The sequence below is a fragment of the Alicyclobacillus macrosporangiidus CPP55 genome (assembly GCF_000702485.1).
Lineage (GTDB): Bacteria > Bacillota > Bacilli > Alicyclobacillales > Alicyclobacillaceae > Alicyclobacillus_H > Alicyclobacillus_H macrosporangiidus_B.
The window spans coordinates 888,581-903,586 of record NZ_JNIL01000001.1 but is presented as its reverse complement, the minus strand read 5'-3'; the positions used below and the strand labels follow the sequence as shown (position 1 = coordinate 903,586).

Genomic DNA, 15,006 nt, shown 5'->3' with positions numbered 1-15,006 from the left:
GCTGCCAAGATGCAACATGAAAAGCAAAAGGTTCGACTGGCCGTGCAGGGGATGACCTGCACGGATTGCGAGCGTCACGTAACTCTGGCTCTGCAAAGGGTGGGCGCTGAAGGCATTACGGCGAGTTTTCGCAGGGGAGAGGCGACGTTCGAGATCGATCCCGCTCGCCTCGAGGAGGCTAAACGTGCCGTGGCCAACTCGGGGTATGAGCCTGGAGCGGTCGAAATCCTCGATGGGTCACCGAGACTGGGAGGGCCTGTCCAGAGCGGTGGCGGCGACCACGAATACGACCTGCTCATCATCGGCACGGGCGGGGCCGCCTTCTCCGCCGCCATCCAAGCCGTCTCTTATGGGGCCAAGGTAGCCATGGTCGAGCGGGGCACCATCGGCGGCACGTGCGTCAATATGGGCTGCGTGCCGTCGAAGACGATGCTTCGGGCAAGCGAAATCAACCATCTGGCCGCCCACAACCCGTTTCCAGGCCTTCACACTTCAGCCGGGTCGGTCAACCTTCAACAGCTTGTCGGCGCCAAAGACGAGCTGGTGGCGGAACTGCGGCAGCACAAGTATGTCAACCTCATCGGCGAATACGGTTTCGATCTCGTTCGGGGTGAGGCCCGCTTCGTCGACCCGTCGACCATCGAGGTCGCCGGCCGCAAGATTCGGGCCCGCCGGTATCTCATCGCCACGGGCGCATCGCCAGCCATTCCGGACATTCGAGGGCTTGCGGATGTGGACTACCTCGTGAGCACCACGGCACTGGAGCTGACGGAGGTCCCACGGCGTCTGGCCGTGATCGGCTCCGGCTATATTGCCATGGAACTCGGGCAGATGTTTCACCGCCTGGGTTCAGAGGTCACGTTGATGCAGCGAAGCGACCGGGTGCTCAAGACTTACGATCCGGAAGTCTCCGAGGCCGTCGCTCTGGCGTTGACACTTGAGGGCATCCGCATCCTGAGGGGCGTCACGTATGAGCGGGTGGAACAACACGGGGACGTGAAACGGGTCCATCTCACGGTGAACGGGCAAGAGCAGGTGGTGGAAGCCGAGGCCCTGCTGGTGGCCACAGGCCGAAAGCCCAATACGGCAGCGTTGAACCTGGAGGCGGCGAAGGTGCGTGTTGGCAGCCGGGGCGAGGTGCTAGTCGACGAGTATCTGCGGACGAGCAATCCGAACGTGTACGCCGCCGGGGATGTGACGATGGGGCCGCAGTTCGTGTACGTGGCGGCGTACGAGGGAGCGATTGCGGCCGGAAACGCCGTGGGAGGCGGAGAGCGTAAGGTGGATCTCACGGTGGTGCCGGCGGTGACGTTCACGTCACCCACCATTGCCACGGTGGGGATGACCGAGGCGCAAGCGAGATCGAAGGGGTATGAGGTCCTCACCTCGGTGTTGCCGCTGGATGCCGTGCCAAGGGCGCTGGTGAACCGGGAGACGGCGGGGGTCTTCAAACTGGTGGCGGATGCCAGTACCCGCAAGCTGCTCGGCGTCCACGTGGTGGCGGAGAACGCCGGGGACGTGATTTACGCCGGAGTGCTCGCCGTGCAGTTCGGGCTTACGATTGAGGATTTGAGATCGACCCTGGCGCCGTACTTGACGATGGCGGAGGGGTTGAAATTGGCGGCGCTGACATTTGATAAGGATGTAGCGAAGTTGTCGTGTTGTGCGGGGTGAATGACGGGCCATCATATTCCTCGTCGTTCCGGACGTTTTACATCCACTTATCCACATGCGGCAGCGGGTAATCGGCGTACTCCACCACCGTGGCCAGCCCATCCCTCATGTGCTGCAAATTGTGGCAGTGGAAGAACCAGTTCCCTGGATTGTTGGCCAAGAACTCGATGGTGCAGCGCTCCATTGGCCGCAGATTGACCACATCTTTGATCAGTGGCCGTGCTAAGACCCTGCCGTTGAAGCTCGTGATTTCAAACGAATGTCCGTGCAGATGCATGGGATGCTCCATCATGCTCATGTTTTGCATTTCTATGCGCACCCGATTACCTTTGCCTATTCGCAACGGGGCAGTGTTTGGGTAAGAGGCGCCGTTTATGGTCCAGCTTGGCCCCATCATCATCCCGCCACTGACCGTCAAAACAAAATGTTGATCGACCTTCGCCAAAGAACCACCCTCGGCGGAGGAGCTGGTGTAGGACCATGACGGGGCGGGCGGAGGCGTTTCACTGATTTGCCCTTGTGTATAAAAGGGAATTCGCATGGTTTCCTGACCAGCGATTTTGGAGCGCAGATACCACTTTCCTGTCTGCGGTGGCGTGACCACAATGTCGTATCGCTCCGCCGGGGCGATGTACAAATCGCTTACCGGTATAGGGGTATCCAGCGGATTGCCATCGGTGTGGGTAACTAAGAAGCTACCTTTGTCCATGGTCAACCAGTAAGACTCGGAAGCGCTGGCGTTGATGAGGCGAAGGCGAAGCTTCTCACCTGCGTGTAAGGAGATCGGAGCCAAGGCGGCCGGGATGTCTCCGTTCACGAAATGGGTGAGGCCTTGGCTGGAGGAGGTCATGGTTGCTCCAGCCGTCATCATTTGACCCATGCCGCCGCTTGCTTGCATCCCGTAATCGAATCCGGGATCGGATTGGTACCCCCACGTGGACAGGATGAGGGTCATGTCACGGTCTGCAGGGTACGGCTCCTTGCTGTTTACTGGTTCAATGATGAGTGGGCCAAACAATCCATTTGGGATTTGATCCATTTCGAACACATGCGAGTGATACCAGCGAGTGCCGGAGGGACCGGCGACGAACTCGTACGTAAACGACTGTCCTGGCAGGATGGGGTCCTGGGAGATACCTGGTACGCCGTCCATCGGAGACGGGACATTCACACCATGCCAGTGCAGCGTGGTGGGTTGGTCGAGATGGTTGTTCACCATCACCCGAACCTTGTCGCCTTCTCGGACACGGATTTCGGGGCCGGGGAACTGGCCGTTGATGAGATATCCGCTGAAACGGCGGCCATCCCGAAGCGTCACATTTCCTCGGGACAGGTTGAAGACGAACGATTTGACGTTCCCGTTCCAAGGGACCGTGGGTTTTTGCGGGAGAGCCAAAGGAACAGGTCTTCCAGGAATGAGGGAACGAATGAAGGGGTAGCTGCCAATGCCGATCAAGGCCATGCCGCCCAGGGCCATAAGAAATTCACGGCGAGTGATGAGTTTGTCGTTTGCCACAGTTACACCTCTCATGGGTTAGTATGCCACATGTGCGTTACACTATGGGCAGGTCGAAACAGTTGGGGGGAAACGCAATCATGATGATGAACGGGATGGGCATGATGGGGTTCGGGTTCATGAGCCTGTATTGGATACTCTCCGCATTGATTTTGATTGCCGGGATCCTGCTTGTCCTCTGGGCCATCGTTCGTGTGGTCAGAAGAGGATCTCTCAGTCAAAACGATAAAGAGCATGACCATGCTGTTCGGCTGCTCAAAGAACGCTACGCTCGTGGTGAAATTGACCGGGAGGAATACTTGCAGCGTCTCAAAGACTTGCGAGACTAGATGGCTGGAGCGTTCTCTGCCTGCCGTACATGGTTATATGGCAAAAGGGAGGCGGACAAATCCGCTCTCCCTTCATCGCAAGAATGTTTCACTCTGTATCGTAACCGGCGTCCTCAATGGCCTCTTTCAGCTTGGCCACATTGGTCTTCGCCTCGTCGAAGGTGACCGTGGCTTTCTGTCCTTGCAGATCCACGCTCGCCTCCTGTACACCCTCCACGCCCTTGAGCGCCTTCGTGACGGAATTGACACACCCGCTGCACGTCATGCCTTTGACGGTGATGGTCGCCGTTGCCATGTCCATCGTCTCCTCTCATTGTTCGTGTATGTTCAGGTCGCTCGTTTGTGTGTTGGCGTTGACACGTTCTCCTCCTACGCCGCATGCACCTCCTTTCCGAGCCGCAGGCGGCGCAACAGTAGGCTGTTCGATATGACGCTCACTGAACTGAGCGCCATGGCCGCCCCGGCGATGACGGGGCTGAGGACACCCAGCGCCGCCAGCGGGATCCCCAGGACATTGTAGAAAAACGCCCAGAACAGGTTTTGGCGTATTTTACGCATGGTCGCCTTGGACAGGCGCAGAGCGTCCACGACGCCGTGCGTCTGGCCGTGCATGAGGGCGATGTCCGCCGCCTCAAGCGCCACATCGGTGCCGGTACCCATGGCGATCCCGATGTCGGCTGCCGCCAATGCAGGCGCATCGTTGATGCCATCGCCCACCATGGCGACCACCCGCCCCTCTTTGCGCAGGGCTTCCACCTTGGCCGCCTTGTCGGCAGGCAGGACACCGGCCATCACGTTCTTGATGCCCGCCTGCTCTGCGATGGCCTCTGCGGTGCGGGCCTCGTCGCCCGTGATCATCCAGACTTCGATGCCGAGCTCCTGAAGCTGTTTCACCGTACCCGGCGCATCCGGCTTGAGGGTGTCGGCGATGGCGATGGCGCCGAGCAACCGGTCATCCTGCGCCACCAGCACCACGGTCTTGCCGGCACGCTCAAACGCCGCCAGGACATCGCCGGGGATGGCCAGATTCGCATCGGCAAGCCAGGTACGATTCCCAATCTGCACTCTGGCGCCATTCACCGTGCCCTGAATGCCATGGCCGGGCACCGCCTGCACCTCGGACGCCATCGGGATATCGATGCCATGATCCTGGGTAAAGGCGACCACGGCCCGGCCCAGCGGGTGTTCACTCTGCGTCTCGACGGCGGCCGCCGCAGCCAGGAGCTCGTCACGCCCCACCCCCTCCGTAGTCCAGACGTCGGTGACCACGGGCTTGCCGGCGGTGAGGGTGCCTGTCTTATCGAAAACCACCGTGTTCACCCGGTGGGCGAGTTCGAGGTGTTCGCCGCCCTTGATGAGGATGCCGGATTCTGCCCCAAGGCCCGAGCCGACCATGATGGCGGTCGGGGTGGCAAGCCCCAATGAGCAGGGACAGGCGATCACCAGCACGGCTACAGCTGCGAGCAGTCCGTGCGACCAGTTGCCCAGGGCGCCCCAGATGAGGAGCGTGAGCACCGCCACAGCGAGCACAATCGGAACAAAGATGCCGGAGATGGTGTCGGCCAGCCGCTGCACGGGCGCTTTCGACCCCTGCGCTTGATCCACCAGCCGGATCACCTGCGCCAGGGCGGTGTCCCGGCCCACCTTTGTCACCCGCATGACAAAGGCGCTCGTCTGGTTGATGGATGCGCCCACGACCGGATCGCCCGGCTGTTTGGAGACCGGCATCGACTCGCCGGTGAGAAACGACTCGTCGACCGACGTCGTCCCTTCTTCGATCACGCCGTCCGCCGGCACCTTTTCCCCAGGCCGGACCCGGACGAGATCGCCCACCCGCAGGTCCTCTACGGCCACGTCCGTCTCCACGCCATTCCGCAGCACGTGGGCCACCTTGGCGCCGAGCTTGGCCAGGGACTCGATGGCGGCGCTCGACTTCGCTTTGGCACGGGTCTCCAGCAGCTTGCCCATGAAAATCAGCGTCACGACGGTGGCGGAGCTGTCGAAGTACACATCCGGCTGGCCCAGGATGGTCAGGATAGCGCTGTACACGTACGCCACGCTGGTGCCAAGGGCGACCAACACGTCCATGTTGGCGGCCCCGCCCCGGAGAGAATGGTATGCCCCTTTGTAGAACCGCCAGCCTACGTAAAACTGGACGGGCGTGGCGAAGAGCCATGAGAGCCAGTTCGGCAGAAACGGTCGCCCTCCGACGAGCATCACGAGCATCTGCACGACAAGGGGCAGGGTAAGCAGGACGGAGAACCAGAACTTCGCCAGGTCCCGGCGGTACGCCTGCCGTTTCCGCTGCTTCTCTTCGGCTTCCGCCGCCTCGCTGGCGAGGGTGGCGCCGTACCCCGCCTTTTCCACCGCCCGAATGATATCTCCTTCGTCGATCACGCCGGGCACATAGCTCACGTGCGCCTTCTCCGATGCCAGGTTGACGTGGACGGACTTGACCGCCTCCAGGCGTCCGACGACCTTCTCGATGCGGGCGGCGCAAGCGGCACACGTCATGCCGGTGATGTTGAGGTCCACCTCTCGCACCGGCACTGAGTAGCCGGTTTTCTCGATTTTGGAGACGACCTCTGTCCAAGGAGTCTCTGGGTCCAGGACCACACGGGCTCGCTCCGACGCTAGGTTGACGTTGACCTGCTTGACCCCAGGCAGTTTGGCCACGTTCTTCTCAATCCGAGCGGCGCAGGCGGCGCACGTCATGCCTTCGATGGGCAGCGTGATCTCTTTGGCCTCGCTCATCGGTTTCACCTCCCACGGTCGCTAAGACCGGGTGAACTGACGGATCACATCCATCAGTTCGTCCACCTTTTCATCACCCTGTTCCCGGTTGGCCAAGGCGTCCGCCACACACCCACGGGTGTGGGACTCGAGAATGGTGAGCCCGACTTGGTGAAGCGCACTCTTGACCGCCGACACCTGCACCAGAATGTCGACGCAGTAACGGTCTTCTTCAATCATTTTTTGCAACCCACGCACCTGACCTTCGATGCGCCGCAGCCGGCGCAGGAGGTCTTCCTTGTGTGGGGCGTAACTGTGTCCAGTGTGTTCCGGGTGATCGGGGCACATGACAATCCCTCGCCTTCAGATGCTCTAAAAAACCATACCCCCGTATTGTATATGTGTCAATATCCACTCACGCACAGGGTGGCCAATAGACGGTCATCCGTGGGCAACTGTCTTCCGTTCCGCATATCGCTGCTGGGGAAAGGAGGAGTGGAGCATGGGGTCCATCCGCATGGGGATGACCAAACTGATTGCGCCGAATTTGACGTTTTTGCCGCATCGCCTGGTGCACGGAGTTAGACTGTTTCAATTGGTGGCCGAGCCTGTAGAACAAACCTTGGTGAGCGGCGTGATCGTCCGAGCGTGGGGTTACAACGGTTCCACACCAGGCCCGGTGATGGTTGTGCACCCAGGTGAGCGGGTGCAGGTCGTGTTTGTCAATCGCCTTCCAACAGCCACCTCCATCCATTGGCACGGCCTTATCGTGCCCAACGAGGTGGACGGTGTGCCGGAAATCGGGGCGGGGCCAGTCATTCGACCGGGGGAGACGTATGTGTACGAGTTTGTGGTGCGTCAAGCCGGGACATTTATGTATCATGCCCACACCATGGACGCCAAACAGGAGATGATGGGGCTTGCGGGGATGATTGTCTCGCTTCCTCGGGTGCTGTCGACCCATCGGGAGTATGTCATCCTGCTCCAAGAATGGGCAGTGCAGACGGACAGTGGCATGGACATGGCGGGCATGCAGATGGGCGGGCAGACCCTTCCGATGACCCAGACCACGGGTGCGCCATCCATGTCTGAGCATCCGACTCACGGAGAGCCGGGGACCCAAGGGAGGCGGTTTGACATCAATCCCATGAGCATGGATTTCAACTACTTCACCTTGAACGGAAAAGCGTACCCGGACACTGCGCCACTGCGGGTCCGACGTGGGGAGCGGGTGCGCATCCGGCTGGGGAACATCAGCATGGACTCCCATCCGATGCATTTGCACGGGCACGAGTTTCAAGTCGTCGCTGGAGATGGGTCGGATCTTATGTTCCCGTGGTCTAAAAACACCATCAATGTCGCACCAGGGGAGACGTGGGACATCGAGTTTGATGCAAACAACCCTGGGATTTGGGCGTTCCATTGTCACAAACCTCATCACACAACGAATGCACATCAGCCAGGCATGGGCGGTATGTTTACCACTGTCACCTACGTGTGAGGCGTTTACGGCGGCGTACGAAACCACTGGCGTACGTACGCCGCTGTCCTCGGTGGGCATGTCTCCAACACGGCCCGCCTCCCACGTGCACCGTGAATTCTCCAGTGCGCATGGCCTTCATACCATCTTCACAATTGTCCGGTATGGTCATGGGGAAACGGGGCAAGTTCGGCGGTGGTGAGATGGTCAAGCAGACTCGCCGGAATATCACAGTATTCGCCGTTGCAGCGGGGGTCCTTCTTGTCTTCTTGTATCTGATTGTGCTGTACACAAAAAGCATGACACCGGTCCAGGTGGGTGGCATCGCCCCCGACATTCAGACAAAGGAACTTTCCGGTGAATCGTTTTCACTCCAGTCCCTGCGAGGCAAACCCGTGCTGCTGAACTTCTTTACTCCTTGGTGCCAGCCCTGTATCGAGGAGACGCCGGATTTGAAGGCGTTCGCACAGACATACGGCAATGACATTCACGTCGTGATGATTGACCGAGGAGACGGAGTGGGGCTCGTAGAGCGGTATGTGACTCAATATGGTTTGCCGGCGAGCGTGGTGGTGCTGCTGGACGAAGATAACAAGTGGTCGGGCCCTTACGGCGTGACCGGTCAACCGGAGACGTTTTTCATTACGGCGGACGGGAAGGTGATCAGCCACCTGCTGGGGCCGCTTACGGAATCCCAGATGTTGAAGTACGCCAAGGCAGCAGGCATGAACGTGGAGGAAAGGGGGCGGACACCCTGACGCTCGGCACGCATCCGACACTTTGGTTGGCCTTTATTGCTGGAATCCTGTCGTTTCTCTCGCCATGTTGTTTGCCGTTGTATCCGTCCTACCTGTCGTACATCTCCGGGGTGACGTTTGGGCAAGGGGGTCAAACCACCTGGAATCATCGTGTACGTGCGTTGACACACACCTTGTTTTTTATCATTGGATTCTCCGTCATCTTTCTGGCCCTGGGCTTGTCGGCCAGTCTCATCGGTCAGGTGTTCGTGAATTACCGGAGCGTCATCCGTATCGTCGGCGGGGTCATCGTCCTTTTGATGGGTCTTGTCTTGAGCGGCCTGTTCACGCCGAAATGGCTGATGATGGAGAAAAAATGGGAGTTCAGAGCGGACAGGACGGGTTACCTGGCATCCGTCCTGGTCGGGGTCAGCTTTGCCGCCGGATGGTCTCCTTGCATTGGCCCCATTCTCGCCGCTGTACTGGTGATGACGGCCACGAACAGTGCGCTTGGATTGCCGCTCATCCTCGCTTACATCCTCGGGTTTGCGATTCCCTTTTTTGTTCTGGGTTTCACCTTGGGCTCCGTGCGCAGGCTGGCCAAATACGGGGCGATGCTCAGCAAAATCGGCGGATACATCATGATGGTACTCGGGGTGCTTCTTTTGACGAATACCATGTCCAAGATCACCGTGGCACTGATTCGGCTGTATGGCGGGTTCACGGGATTCTAAGGGAGGTCGTGGTGTGAAAAAGGCACACAAATGGTTGGGGATTGGTACCGGCACCGCATTGCTCATTGCCATCGTGGGGACGGTCACCCTCAAACAAAATTCGTTGGCGGCATCTCCGACCGCAGCCTCAGCAAATGCTGCTCCGGGCGCTTCATCCGTGGCGGTGGCTCCTCAAACGGGTTACAAGATGCCCCCGATCAAACTGCAGGAATACCCGGACAACCAGACGATTGACACGGACAAACTGCGTGGCAAGCCCATTTTCATCAATTTCTGGACGTCGTGGTGTGTCTACTGCAAATTGGAGACGTCTGACATCGTGCAGGCGTACAAACAGTGCGGTGACAAGGTGGTCTTCCTCAGCGTCAATGTCACTGCTCAGGACAGCATGGCCGACATGGAGCAGTTCGTGAAAGAGTACGGGATCACATGGCCGGTGGCCTTGGATACGAAAGGGACGGTGATGAACGAGTATAACATCATCGGCTTCCCGACGTCCTTTTTTGTAAACCGCCAAGGGATGATTGTGGCGACAAACGTGGGGGCGATTTCGAAAGAGAACCTGATGGCGGAATTGGAGAGGATTTCGAAGTAATGCTGGCGCTACTGCAAAGAGTTCCCGACGCATGGACAGCGCTTCTGTTGGGCTGTGTGGGCGGCTGGGCCTTTTTCAAGCTGCAACCCAAGGACCGAGCACGAGAGATTGTGGCGGACAAGTTGTCCGGCGCCGTGCTGGTGTTTGTGGTGTTCACCCGGTTTTCCGGTATTTTGCTGCAACCAAGCTTGAGCCTGCGAGACAACCTGATGGCCTTGATCGGTGGGACTCCTCCAGGAGGAATCTTCGTGGGCCTGGCGGCGAGTACCTTATATCTGATCATCTCCCTGTGGCGAAAAAAGGCACTGGATCAAACCACGCTCAAGCTTGTCGCACAGACGCTGGTGGTCGGTGCGATTCCTTATTTTGCATATCGTGCCTATGTGGATCTGCATCCATATCGCTTCGAGGACCTGGTGCGGTGCGGGTTTGCGGTGATCCTGTATCTGCTCAGCCGGCGTGCCAGCATGTATGCGCATCGGGTCTGGGCGGTTGCCGGTGCGGTGCTGTTTGGGACATCTCTGCTGGTTCCGCATGTGGAGCTCTACACCGTATTTGACCTAGCACAGTGGACCGACTTGTTGATCATGGCCGTTCACTCTGCGTCGAGGCTTGGTACGATGTGGCGGGGACGAGTCCTGCGGCAGGGTTGGTGAAGGACGAGCACACCCAGAGAGAAGGGGAGCGTGATCGCTTGTGACCTCGTCCGATGCAACCAGGAAGCTCTGGCCGCCCAATGGTTGTGAGGAGCACGTGGTGCAATGAAACATGGGCAGCTTTTACGCTGCCCATTTCCGAGTCGGAATCGTGGTCCAAACGCTTCGCCCGTGCGTTCGGTATCATTCCGACATGTCCTTCAAATTGTACGGGTCGGTGACGCCTGCGTATTGCACGACGACATCCATCCCTGCGGAAGCGTGGTGCAGGTCGTGGCAGTGGAACATCCACAGACCGGGGTTGTCTGCCTTGAAGGCGATGTCGTATGTCTCACCGGGCAGCACTTGCAACGTGTCGAGGAAAATGGGGCTGCCGGTGATGGGCTTCCCATCTCGTGAGAGCACCTGGAAGATGTGCCCGTGCAGGTGCATCGGGTGAATGTACCCGCTCTTGTTCTCGATGTGGACCTTGACCGTATCTCCCGTGTTCACGACGAACGGCGGTACGCTCGGAAATGCTTGTCCGTTGATGGTATAGACCATGCCACTTTGGTTCATGGCGACGCCAAGGTCCATGTTGAAGGTCTTGTCGAACTTCTGATCCAAGCTGAACGTCTGCACACCGGGGATCGATCCGCTGCCATAGCGGGTGAAGTCAAACCACGGCTCATTTTGCACGTCCGGCATATCAGACATGGAACTTGTGCCGGAAGCCATGGCACCGCCGATGGTGGCCCGAAGCTGCATGCGCTCCGTCATGTCTGGATCCCCGCTCACCAACTGGACCTTTCCGCTTTTTGGCATGGTGAATTCGATTTTTTGGCATGGTGAATTCGATGTCGTATCGCTGAGCGGCACCAATCGGGAGGAGTTGGTTCTCAATGGGCGTTGGATTTGCGATGTCCTGCCCGTCCATGGCGACCACTTTGAACGGCGTGCCGACCAGCGTCATGAGGTGCGTCATATTGCCTGCGTTCACGAGCCGCAGGCGCACGGTCTCGCCAGGCTTCGCTTCGAGCATGGTCTGCCCGCTGGCGTCCTGGTTGATGGTGTACGCATCGTACATGTTGGTCATTTCACCCACGGCACTCTTATCCATGTCCGTCACCTGGAAGCCATGGGTGCGCAGGCTCGGCACCCCCATGGACATGGTGCCCATACCGCTCATGTTGCCCATGCTCCCCATGCTCATTCCGTTCATGCCACTCATGCCGGTCATGTTCCCCATGCTCATCCCATTCATGCCGCCCATGCTGGTCATGTTCCCCATGGTTTCATCGGTCGAGGACGAAGGGGAGGTGGACCACTCATGCAAGAGGAGCGTGTAGTCTCTGTCGGGGGCCGGTGCGGACTGGCTTTTGGGCAGGACCACGATGCCGCCGTACAGTCCGAGGCCGATCTCCTGCACGCTATTGACATGAGAGTGGTACCAGTAGGTGCCCGCTTGGTTTGCCACGAATCGGTAGACGTAGCTGCCACCCGGTTGGATAGGGTCTTGGGTCAATCCAGGTACACCATCTTGAGAGCCGGGGACGGAAATTCCGTGCCAGTGGACGGTGATCGGCACGGTCAACTGGTTGTGCACGGTCACTTCGACGAGATCCCCCTGATGGACTTTGAGTAGTGGCCCCGGAGCGGTTCCGTTAAACGTCATGGCCTTGACGGTCTTCCCGCCCAAGGTGATGGACTTTTCCTCAGCGGTCAGCGTGAAGGACTGAACGTGCGCCCCAGATGGAGGATTGGCCACCAAGGCGGATACGGGCACCAGCTTTCCATCCGGGCCAGCCGTTTGAACCAGCGGTGCAGCGGATGTGGTAGTGGATGTGCTTGCCGATCTGTGCATCCACCAAGCATAATACCCGCTGCCACCGGTAACGGCCAGGACGGCAACCGCACTGTACAGGGCGATGTGTTGTTTTTTCATCGTAACACCCCTTGTTTTACATGAATCCCGCAGACGTTGGCGGGTGGACCATTGCCAGTGTAGCGATGGATTGCGAAGATGGTATGAAGACGGCAGACTGCAAACAAATTGTCACAAATGGCGGAGGCGCAAGGATGAAACGGCATCACTCCATCTTGGTTGCGGATGACGAGAAGAAGATTGCCGATGTGTTATCGCTGTATCTGGAGCGGGCGGGCTTCAACGTGGTTTGTGTATATACCGGCAGCGACGTGTTGCGGCGTCTGGACGATGTTCACCCGTCGCTCATCATTCTCGACCTGATGTTGCCGGATATACCAGGGGAAGAGGTGTGTATGGCGGTGCGTGCCCGATCATCGGTGCCCATTTTGATGTTGACCGCCAAACACCGGGACGAGGACCGATTGAGAGGTCTGCAAATCGGCGCTGACGATTACGTCACGAAGCCATTCAATCCCAACGAGGTGGTGGCTCGGGTGCAGGCCATATTGCGCCGCACACAGCTCGATCGCCCGCTGGCGGATCGACTGGAATACCGTGGAGGTGACCTCGTGATTGATGCCCTTTCGCAAGTGGTGTACAAGGGCGGGGACAATGCCGAACTCACCGCCACGGAGTACAAACTGTTGGTGACGTTGAGCCGGTATCCGAGGCGGGTATTCAGCCGGGAGGAATTGATTGATCGAGTCTTTGGCATGGATTTTCGTGGGGATGCACGGGCCATCGACGCCCATGTGAAGAATCTGCGGGCGAAAATTGAAGACGACCCCAAGAACCCGGTGTACATCCAGACTGTCTATGGGATGGGGTATCGGTTTGGAGGGGACGACGATTGAGCCTGCGGAAGAAAATCCTACTCGCTTTTTTCCTGACCGTATCCGCCATGTTGGTGGCCTTGGCTTTCATCCTCCAAGCAGAGGTTCACCGCCACTTCCTGTCGGTCGTCTGTCCAGAGATCAATTCCGTATCGCCGTCGTTGACCCAGCAAATCCAAGTTCACTTCGAGCAGGCATTCACGCAGAGTTTGCTCTGGACGGTGTTGGTGTTTGTTGCGGGGACGGCAGGTGTGGCGGTGTTGGTTTCCCGTGCGATCACTCAGCGGATCTTGGTGATGCAGAAACAGGCGCTGGAAATCGCCCACGGAAGGTGGGGAACGACCATTCCGGTCGAGGGCCATGACGAACTTTCTTCACTGGCCAGCACCCTGAATTTCCTGTCGCAGCAGTTGCAGAGGCAGGAAGAACTCCGGAAGAATCTCATGCAGGACCTTGCGCATGAGCTTCGCACACCTCTGACCACTCTGCGTTCGCATGTCCAAGCGTTTTACGATGGACTGTGGGAGCCGAACCGAGAACGATTTTACAGCTGCTTGGAGGAGGTTGAGCGATTTGAATCCCTTGTGACTTCGGTAGAGAGGTTGTATGAGGCGGATGTGGCGGCGCACACCGTACAGCCGGATTTTCCGTCTGCCGATTTGAACCAGGTTGCGAAGTCCGCCGTCCAGCTGTTTGGGCCAAGGTGTGCGGAAGCGGGCATCCGACTGGAGCTTCACACACCGGATGCCCCGGTGTGGGTTGCGGCCCAAGCGCAGCATGTATCGCAGATTTTGTGGAACCTGCTTGACAATGCGGTGAAATTCACGCCAGACGGAGGGAACATTGCGGTGGAGGTTGGCCGCCAAGAGGGCAAACCGTTTTTGTCAGTCAAGGACAGCGGCGTAGGGATCCCTGAGGCGGAGATCGATAACATCTTCGAGCGATTTTACCGGGTGGACAAGTCTCGGGATCGAAAAACCGGCGGCAGCGGTCTTGGGTTGGCCATCGTCAAACGGTTGGTCGAACTCTCTGGAGGCTTTGTGCAGGTGGAAAGCAGGGTTGGGCAAGGGTCGACGTTTACGGTCGTCTGGCCGAAGTAAGACCTTCATGCCGTTTGCGGCGCCATGCTGTACGCTTGCTCGTGATACCTTCCCGGTTAGACGCCAACCGGTCACTTGTTCGGCGTGGCGACGATGAGGCGAAACACATCTGACAGCGCAATGCACCGCATTTCCTGAATCGCAAAGCCTGACGTTTGTAAGTTATCCATGGTCCTGCGATTGACGTTGGCTCCCGTCAAGCGGACCGTGAAGGGATTCAGCAGATGAAGTACAAGGGCGATGGGGATATGGTCGCTCAGCATATGTTCAATCATGAGGAGGTGTCCGCTCGGCTTCAGGACCCGGCGGATCTCTCGCAACCCGGCAACGGGATCGGGCACGGAACAGAACACACAGGTCGACACGACGGTGTCGAATGTATTGTCGTCGAACTGTAGGTGTTGCACATCCAATTGCAGCAGCCGTACGTTTGCACGGCATTCTTTGACCCGTTCGTGTGCGAATGACAACATGCGGGGACTGAAGTCAATGGCGGTGACGTTGAGGTCCGCAGGGTAGAATTGGAGGTTGGCACCGGTTCCAACGCCCACTTCGAGCACTTCACCGCATGCACGGCGGATCAACTCTGCTCGGTGTTTATCGGCGACCATACGATCCATCTTGTCGAAAAAGGGGGCGATACGGTCGTACCGGCGTCTGATTTTCTCCGTGGTGTCGCCCACGTTAGATCACTCCCTGTATGGCGGTAGCCA

The 15,006-nt window shown here is 58.5% G+C and carries 16 protein-coding genes; 9 read left to right on the top strand and 7 right to left on the bottom strand.

Going from position 1 to position 15,006, the window contains the following annotated elements:
* The first annotated feature begins 9 nt into the window (after window positions 1–9).
* Window positions 10–1,674, top strand: coding sequence for a mercury(II) reductase (merA, locus tag N687_RS0104790; RefSeq protein WP_029420771.1), 1,665 nt, complete (start codon window positions 10–12; stop codon window positions 1,672–1,674).
* A 37-nt stretch (window positions 1,675–1,711) separates the two neighbouring features.
* Here the strand turns inward: merA and N687_RS0104785 are convergent, their stop codons facing one another.
* A complete protein-coding gene (locus N687_RS0104785; RefSeq protein WP_051662947.1) occupies window positions 1,712–3,190 on the bottom strand; it encodes a multicopper oxidase family protein in 1,479 nt (492 codons plus the stop codon).
* A gap of 80 nt (window positions 3,191–3,270) precedes the next feature.
* Here N687_RS0104785 and N687_RS0104780 point away from each other — a divergent pair, with 80 nt between their 5' ends.
* Entirely contained in the window at window positions 3,271–3,519 is a 249-nt protein-coding gene (locus tag N687_RS0104780; protein ID WP_231493399.1) for an SHOCT domain-containing protein, read from the top strand.
* 88 nt (window positions 3,520–3,607) lie between these two features.
* Here N687_RS0104780 and N687_RS0104775 read toward each other — a convergent pair whose 3' ends face one another.
* From N687_RS0104775 to N687_RS0104765, 3 genes are all read right to left on the bottom strand, one after another.
* Window positions 3,608–3,814, bottom strand: coding sequence for a heavy-metal-associated domain-containing protein (locus tag N687_RS0104775; protein ID WP_029420768.1), 207 nt, complete (start codon window positions 3,812–3,814; stop codon window positions 3,608–3,610).
* Window positions 3,815–3,888: 74 nt separating this feature from the next.
* Window positions 3,889–6,273: a heavy metal translocating P-type ATPase gene (locus N687_RS0104770; protein ID WP_029420767.1), complete on the bottom strand. Its 2,385-nt coding sequence runs from the start codon at window positions 6,271–6,273 to the stop codon at window positions 3,889–3,891.
* Between the two features lie 21 nt (window positions 6,274–6,294).
* The gene (locus tag N687_RS0104765; protein WP_029420766.1) at window positions 6,295–6,600 is read right to left on the bottom strand and encodes a metal-sensitive transcriptional regulator; all 306 of its coding nucleotides are present in this window, start codon (window positions 6,598–6,600) and stop codon (window positions 6,295–6,297) included.
* A 154-nt stretch (window positions 6,601–6,754) separates the two neighbouring features.
* Here N687_RS0104765 and N687_RS0104760 point away from each other — a divergent pair, with 154 nt between their 5' ends.
* The 5 genes from N687_RS0104760 to N687_RS0104745 all read left to right on the top strand — a co-directional run bounded on the left by N687_RS0104760 (window position 6,755) and on the right by N687_RS0104745 (window position 10,454).
* The gene (locus tag N687_RS0104760) at window positions 6,755–7,753 is read left to right on the top strand and encodes a multicopper oxidase family protein (RefSeq protein ID WP_029420765.1); all 999 of its coding nucleotides are present in this window, start codon (window positions 6,755–6,757) and stop codon (window positions 7,751–7,753) included.
* Between the two features lie 182 nt (window positions 7,754–7,935).
* Window positions 7,936–8,490, top strand: a complete 555-nt coding sequence (locus N687_RS22855; RefSeq protein ID WP_197029204.1) for a TlpA family protein disulfide reductase — start codon at window positions 7,936–7,938, stop codon at window positions 8,488–8,490.
* Entirely contained in the window at window positions 8,487–9,203 is a 717-nt protein-coding gene (locus N687_RS0104755; RefSeq protein ID WP_029420764.1) for a cytochrome c biogenesis CcdA family protein, read from the top strand. Before N687_RS22855 ends, N687_RS0104755 begins: the two co-directional genes overlap by 4 nt.
* 13 nt (window positions 9,204–9,216) lie before the next feature.
* Window positions 9,217–9,798, top strand: coding sequence for a TlpA family protein disulfide reductase (locus N687_RS0104750; RefSeq protein WP_029420763.1), 582 nt, complete (start codon window positions 9,217–9,219; stop codon window positions 9,796–9,798).
* The gene (locus N687_RS0104745) at window positions 9,798–10,454 is read left to right on the top strand and encodes a hypothetical protein (protein ID WP_029420762.1); all 657 of its coding nucleotides are present in this window, start codon (window positions 9,798–9,800) and stop codon (window positions 10,452–10,454) included. Before N687_RS0104750 ends, N687_RS0104745 begins: the two co-directional genes overlap by 1 nt.
* A gap of 183 nt (window positions 10,455–10,637) precedes the next feature.
* Here the strand turns inward: N687_RS0104745 and N687_RS25410 are convergent, their stop codons facing one another.
* On the bottom strand, window positions 10,638–11,213 hold the full coding sequence (locus tag N687_RS25410; protein WP_419670117.1) for a multicopper oxidase domain-containing protein: 576 nt from the start codon (window positions 11,211–11,213) through the stop codon (window positions 10,638–10,640).
* On the bottom strand, window positions 11,143–12,378 hold the full coding sequence (locus tag N687_RS20695; RefSeq protein ID WP_419670116.1) for a multicopper oxidase family protein: 1,236 nt from the start codon (window positions 12,376–12,378) through the stop codon (window positions 11,143–11,145). Before N687_RS20695 ends, N687_RS25410 begins: the two co-directional genes overlap by 71 nt.
* 134 nt (window positions 12,379–12,512) lie before the next feature.
* Between N687_RS20695 and N687_RS0104735 the strand changes: the two genes are divergently transcribed.
* Together N687_RS0104735 and N687_RS20690 are read left to right on the top strand one after the other, a co-directional pair.
* Complete coding sequence (locus N687_RS0104735; protein WP_029420761.1) at window positions 12,513–13,214, top strand: response regulator transcription factor; 702 nt, start codon at window positions 12,513–12,515, stop codon at window positions 13,212–13,214.
* The gene (locus N687_RS20690) at window positions 13,211–14,293 is read left to right on the top strand and encodes a sensor histidine kinase (RefSeq protein WP_051662946.1); all 1,083 of its coding nucleotides are present in this window, start codon (window positions 13,211–13,213) and stop codon (window positions 14,291–14,293) included. The genes N687_RS0104735 and N687_RS20690 overlap by 4 nt, the downstream gene beginning before the upstream one ends.
* A gap of 71 nt (window positions 14,294–14,364) precedes the next feature.
* On the opposite strand, the gene N687_RS0104725 is transcribed toward N687_RS20690, so the two are convergent.
* Window positions 14,365–14,976, bottom strand: a complete 612-nt coding sequence (locus tag N687_RS0104725) for a class I SAM-dependent methyltransferase (protein WP_029420759.1) — start codon at window positions 14,974–14,976, stop codon at window positions 14,365–14,367.
* Window positions 14,977–15,006 lie beyond the last annotated feature (30 nt).

Excerpts from the sequence above, each read along its gene's own strand:
- merA (WP_029420771.1), top strand. The coding sequence starts at position 10 with ATGCAACATGAAAAGCAAAAGGTTCGACTGGCCGTGCAGGGGATGACC.
- N687_RS0104780 (WP_231493399.1), top strand. The coding sequence starts at position 3,271 with ATGATGATGAACGGGATGGGCATGATGGGGTTCGGGTTCATGAGCCTG.
- N687_RS0104775 (WP_029420768.1), bottom strand. The coding sequence starts at position 3,814 with ATGGCAACGGCGACCATCACCGTCAAAGGCATGACGTGCAGCGGGTGT.
- N687_RS0104770 (WP_029420767.1), bottom strand. The coding sequence starts at position 6,273 with ATGAGCGAGGCCAAAGAGATCACGCTGCCCATCGAAGGCATGACGTGC.
- N687_RS0104765 (WP_029420766.1), bottom strand. The coding sequence starts at position 6,600 with ATGTGCCCCGATCACCCGGAACACACTGGACACAGTTACGCCCCACAC.
- N687_RS0104760 (WP_029420765.1), top strand. The coding sequence starts at position 6,755 with ATGGGGTCCATCCGCATGGGGATGACCAAACTGATTGCGCCGAATTTG.
- N687_RS22855 (WP_197029204.1), top strand. The coding sequence starts at position 7,936 with ATGGTCAAGCAGACTCGCCGGAATATCACAGTATTCGCCGTTGCAGCG.
- N687_RS0104745 (WP_029420762.1), top strand. The coding sequence starts at position 9,798 with ATGCTGGCGCTACTGCAAAGAGTTCCCGACGCATGGACAGCGCTTCTG.
- N687_RS25410 (WP_419670117.1), bottom strand. The coding sequence starts at position 11,213 with ATGACGGAGCGCATGCAGCTTCGGGCCACCATCGGCGGTGCCATGGCT.
- N687_RS20695 (WP_419670116.1), bottom strand. The coding sequence starts at position 12,378 with ATGAAAAAACAACACATCGCCCTGTACAGTGCGGTTGCCGTCCTGGCC.
- N687_RS0104735 (WP_029420761.1), top strand. The coding sequence starts at position 12,513 with ATGAAACGGCATCACTCCATCTTGGTTGCGGATGACGAGAAGAAGATT.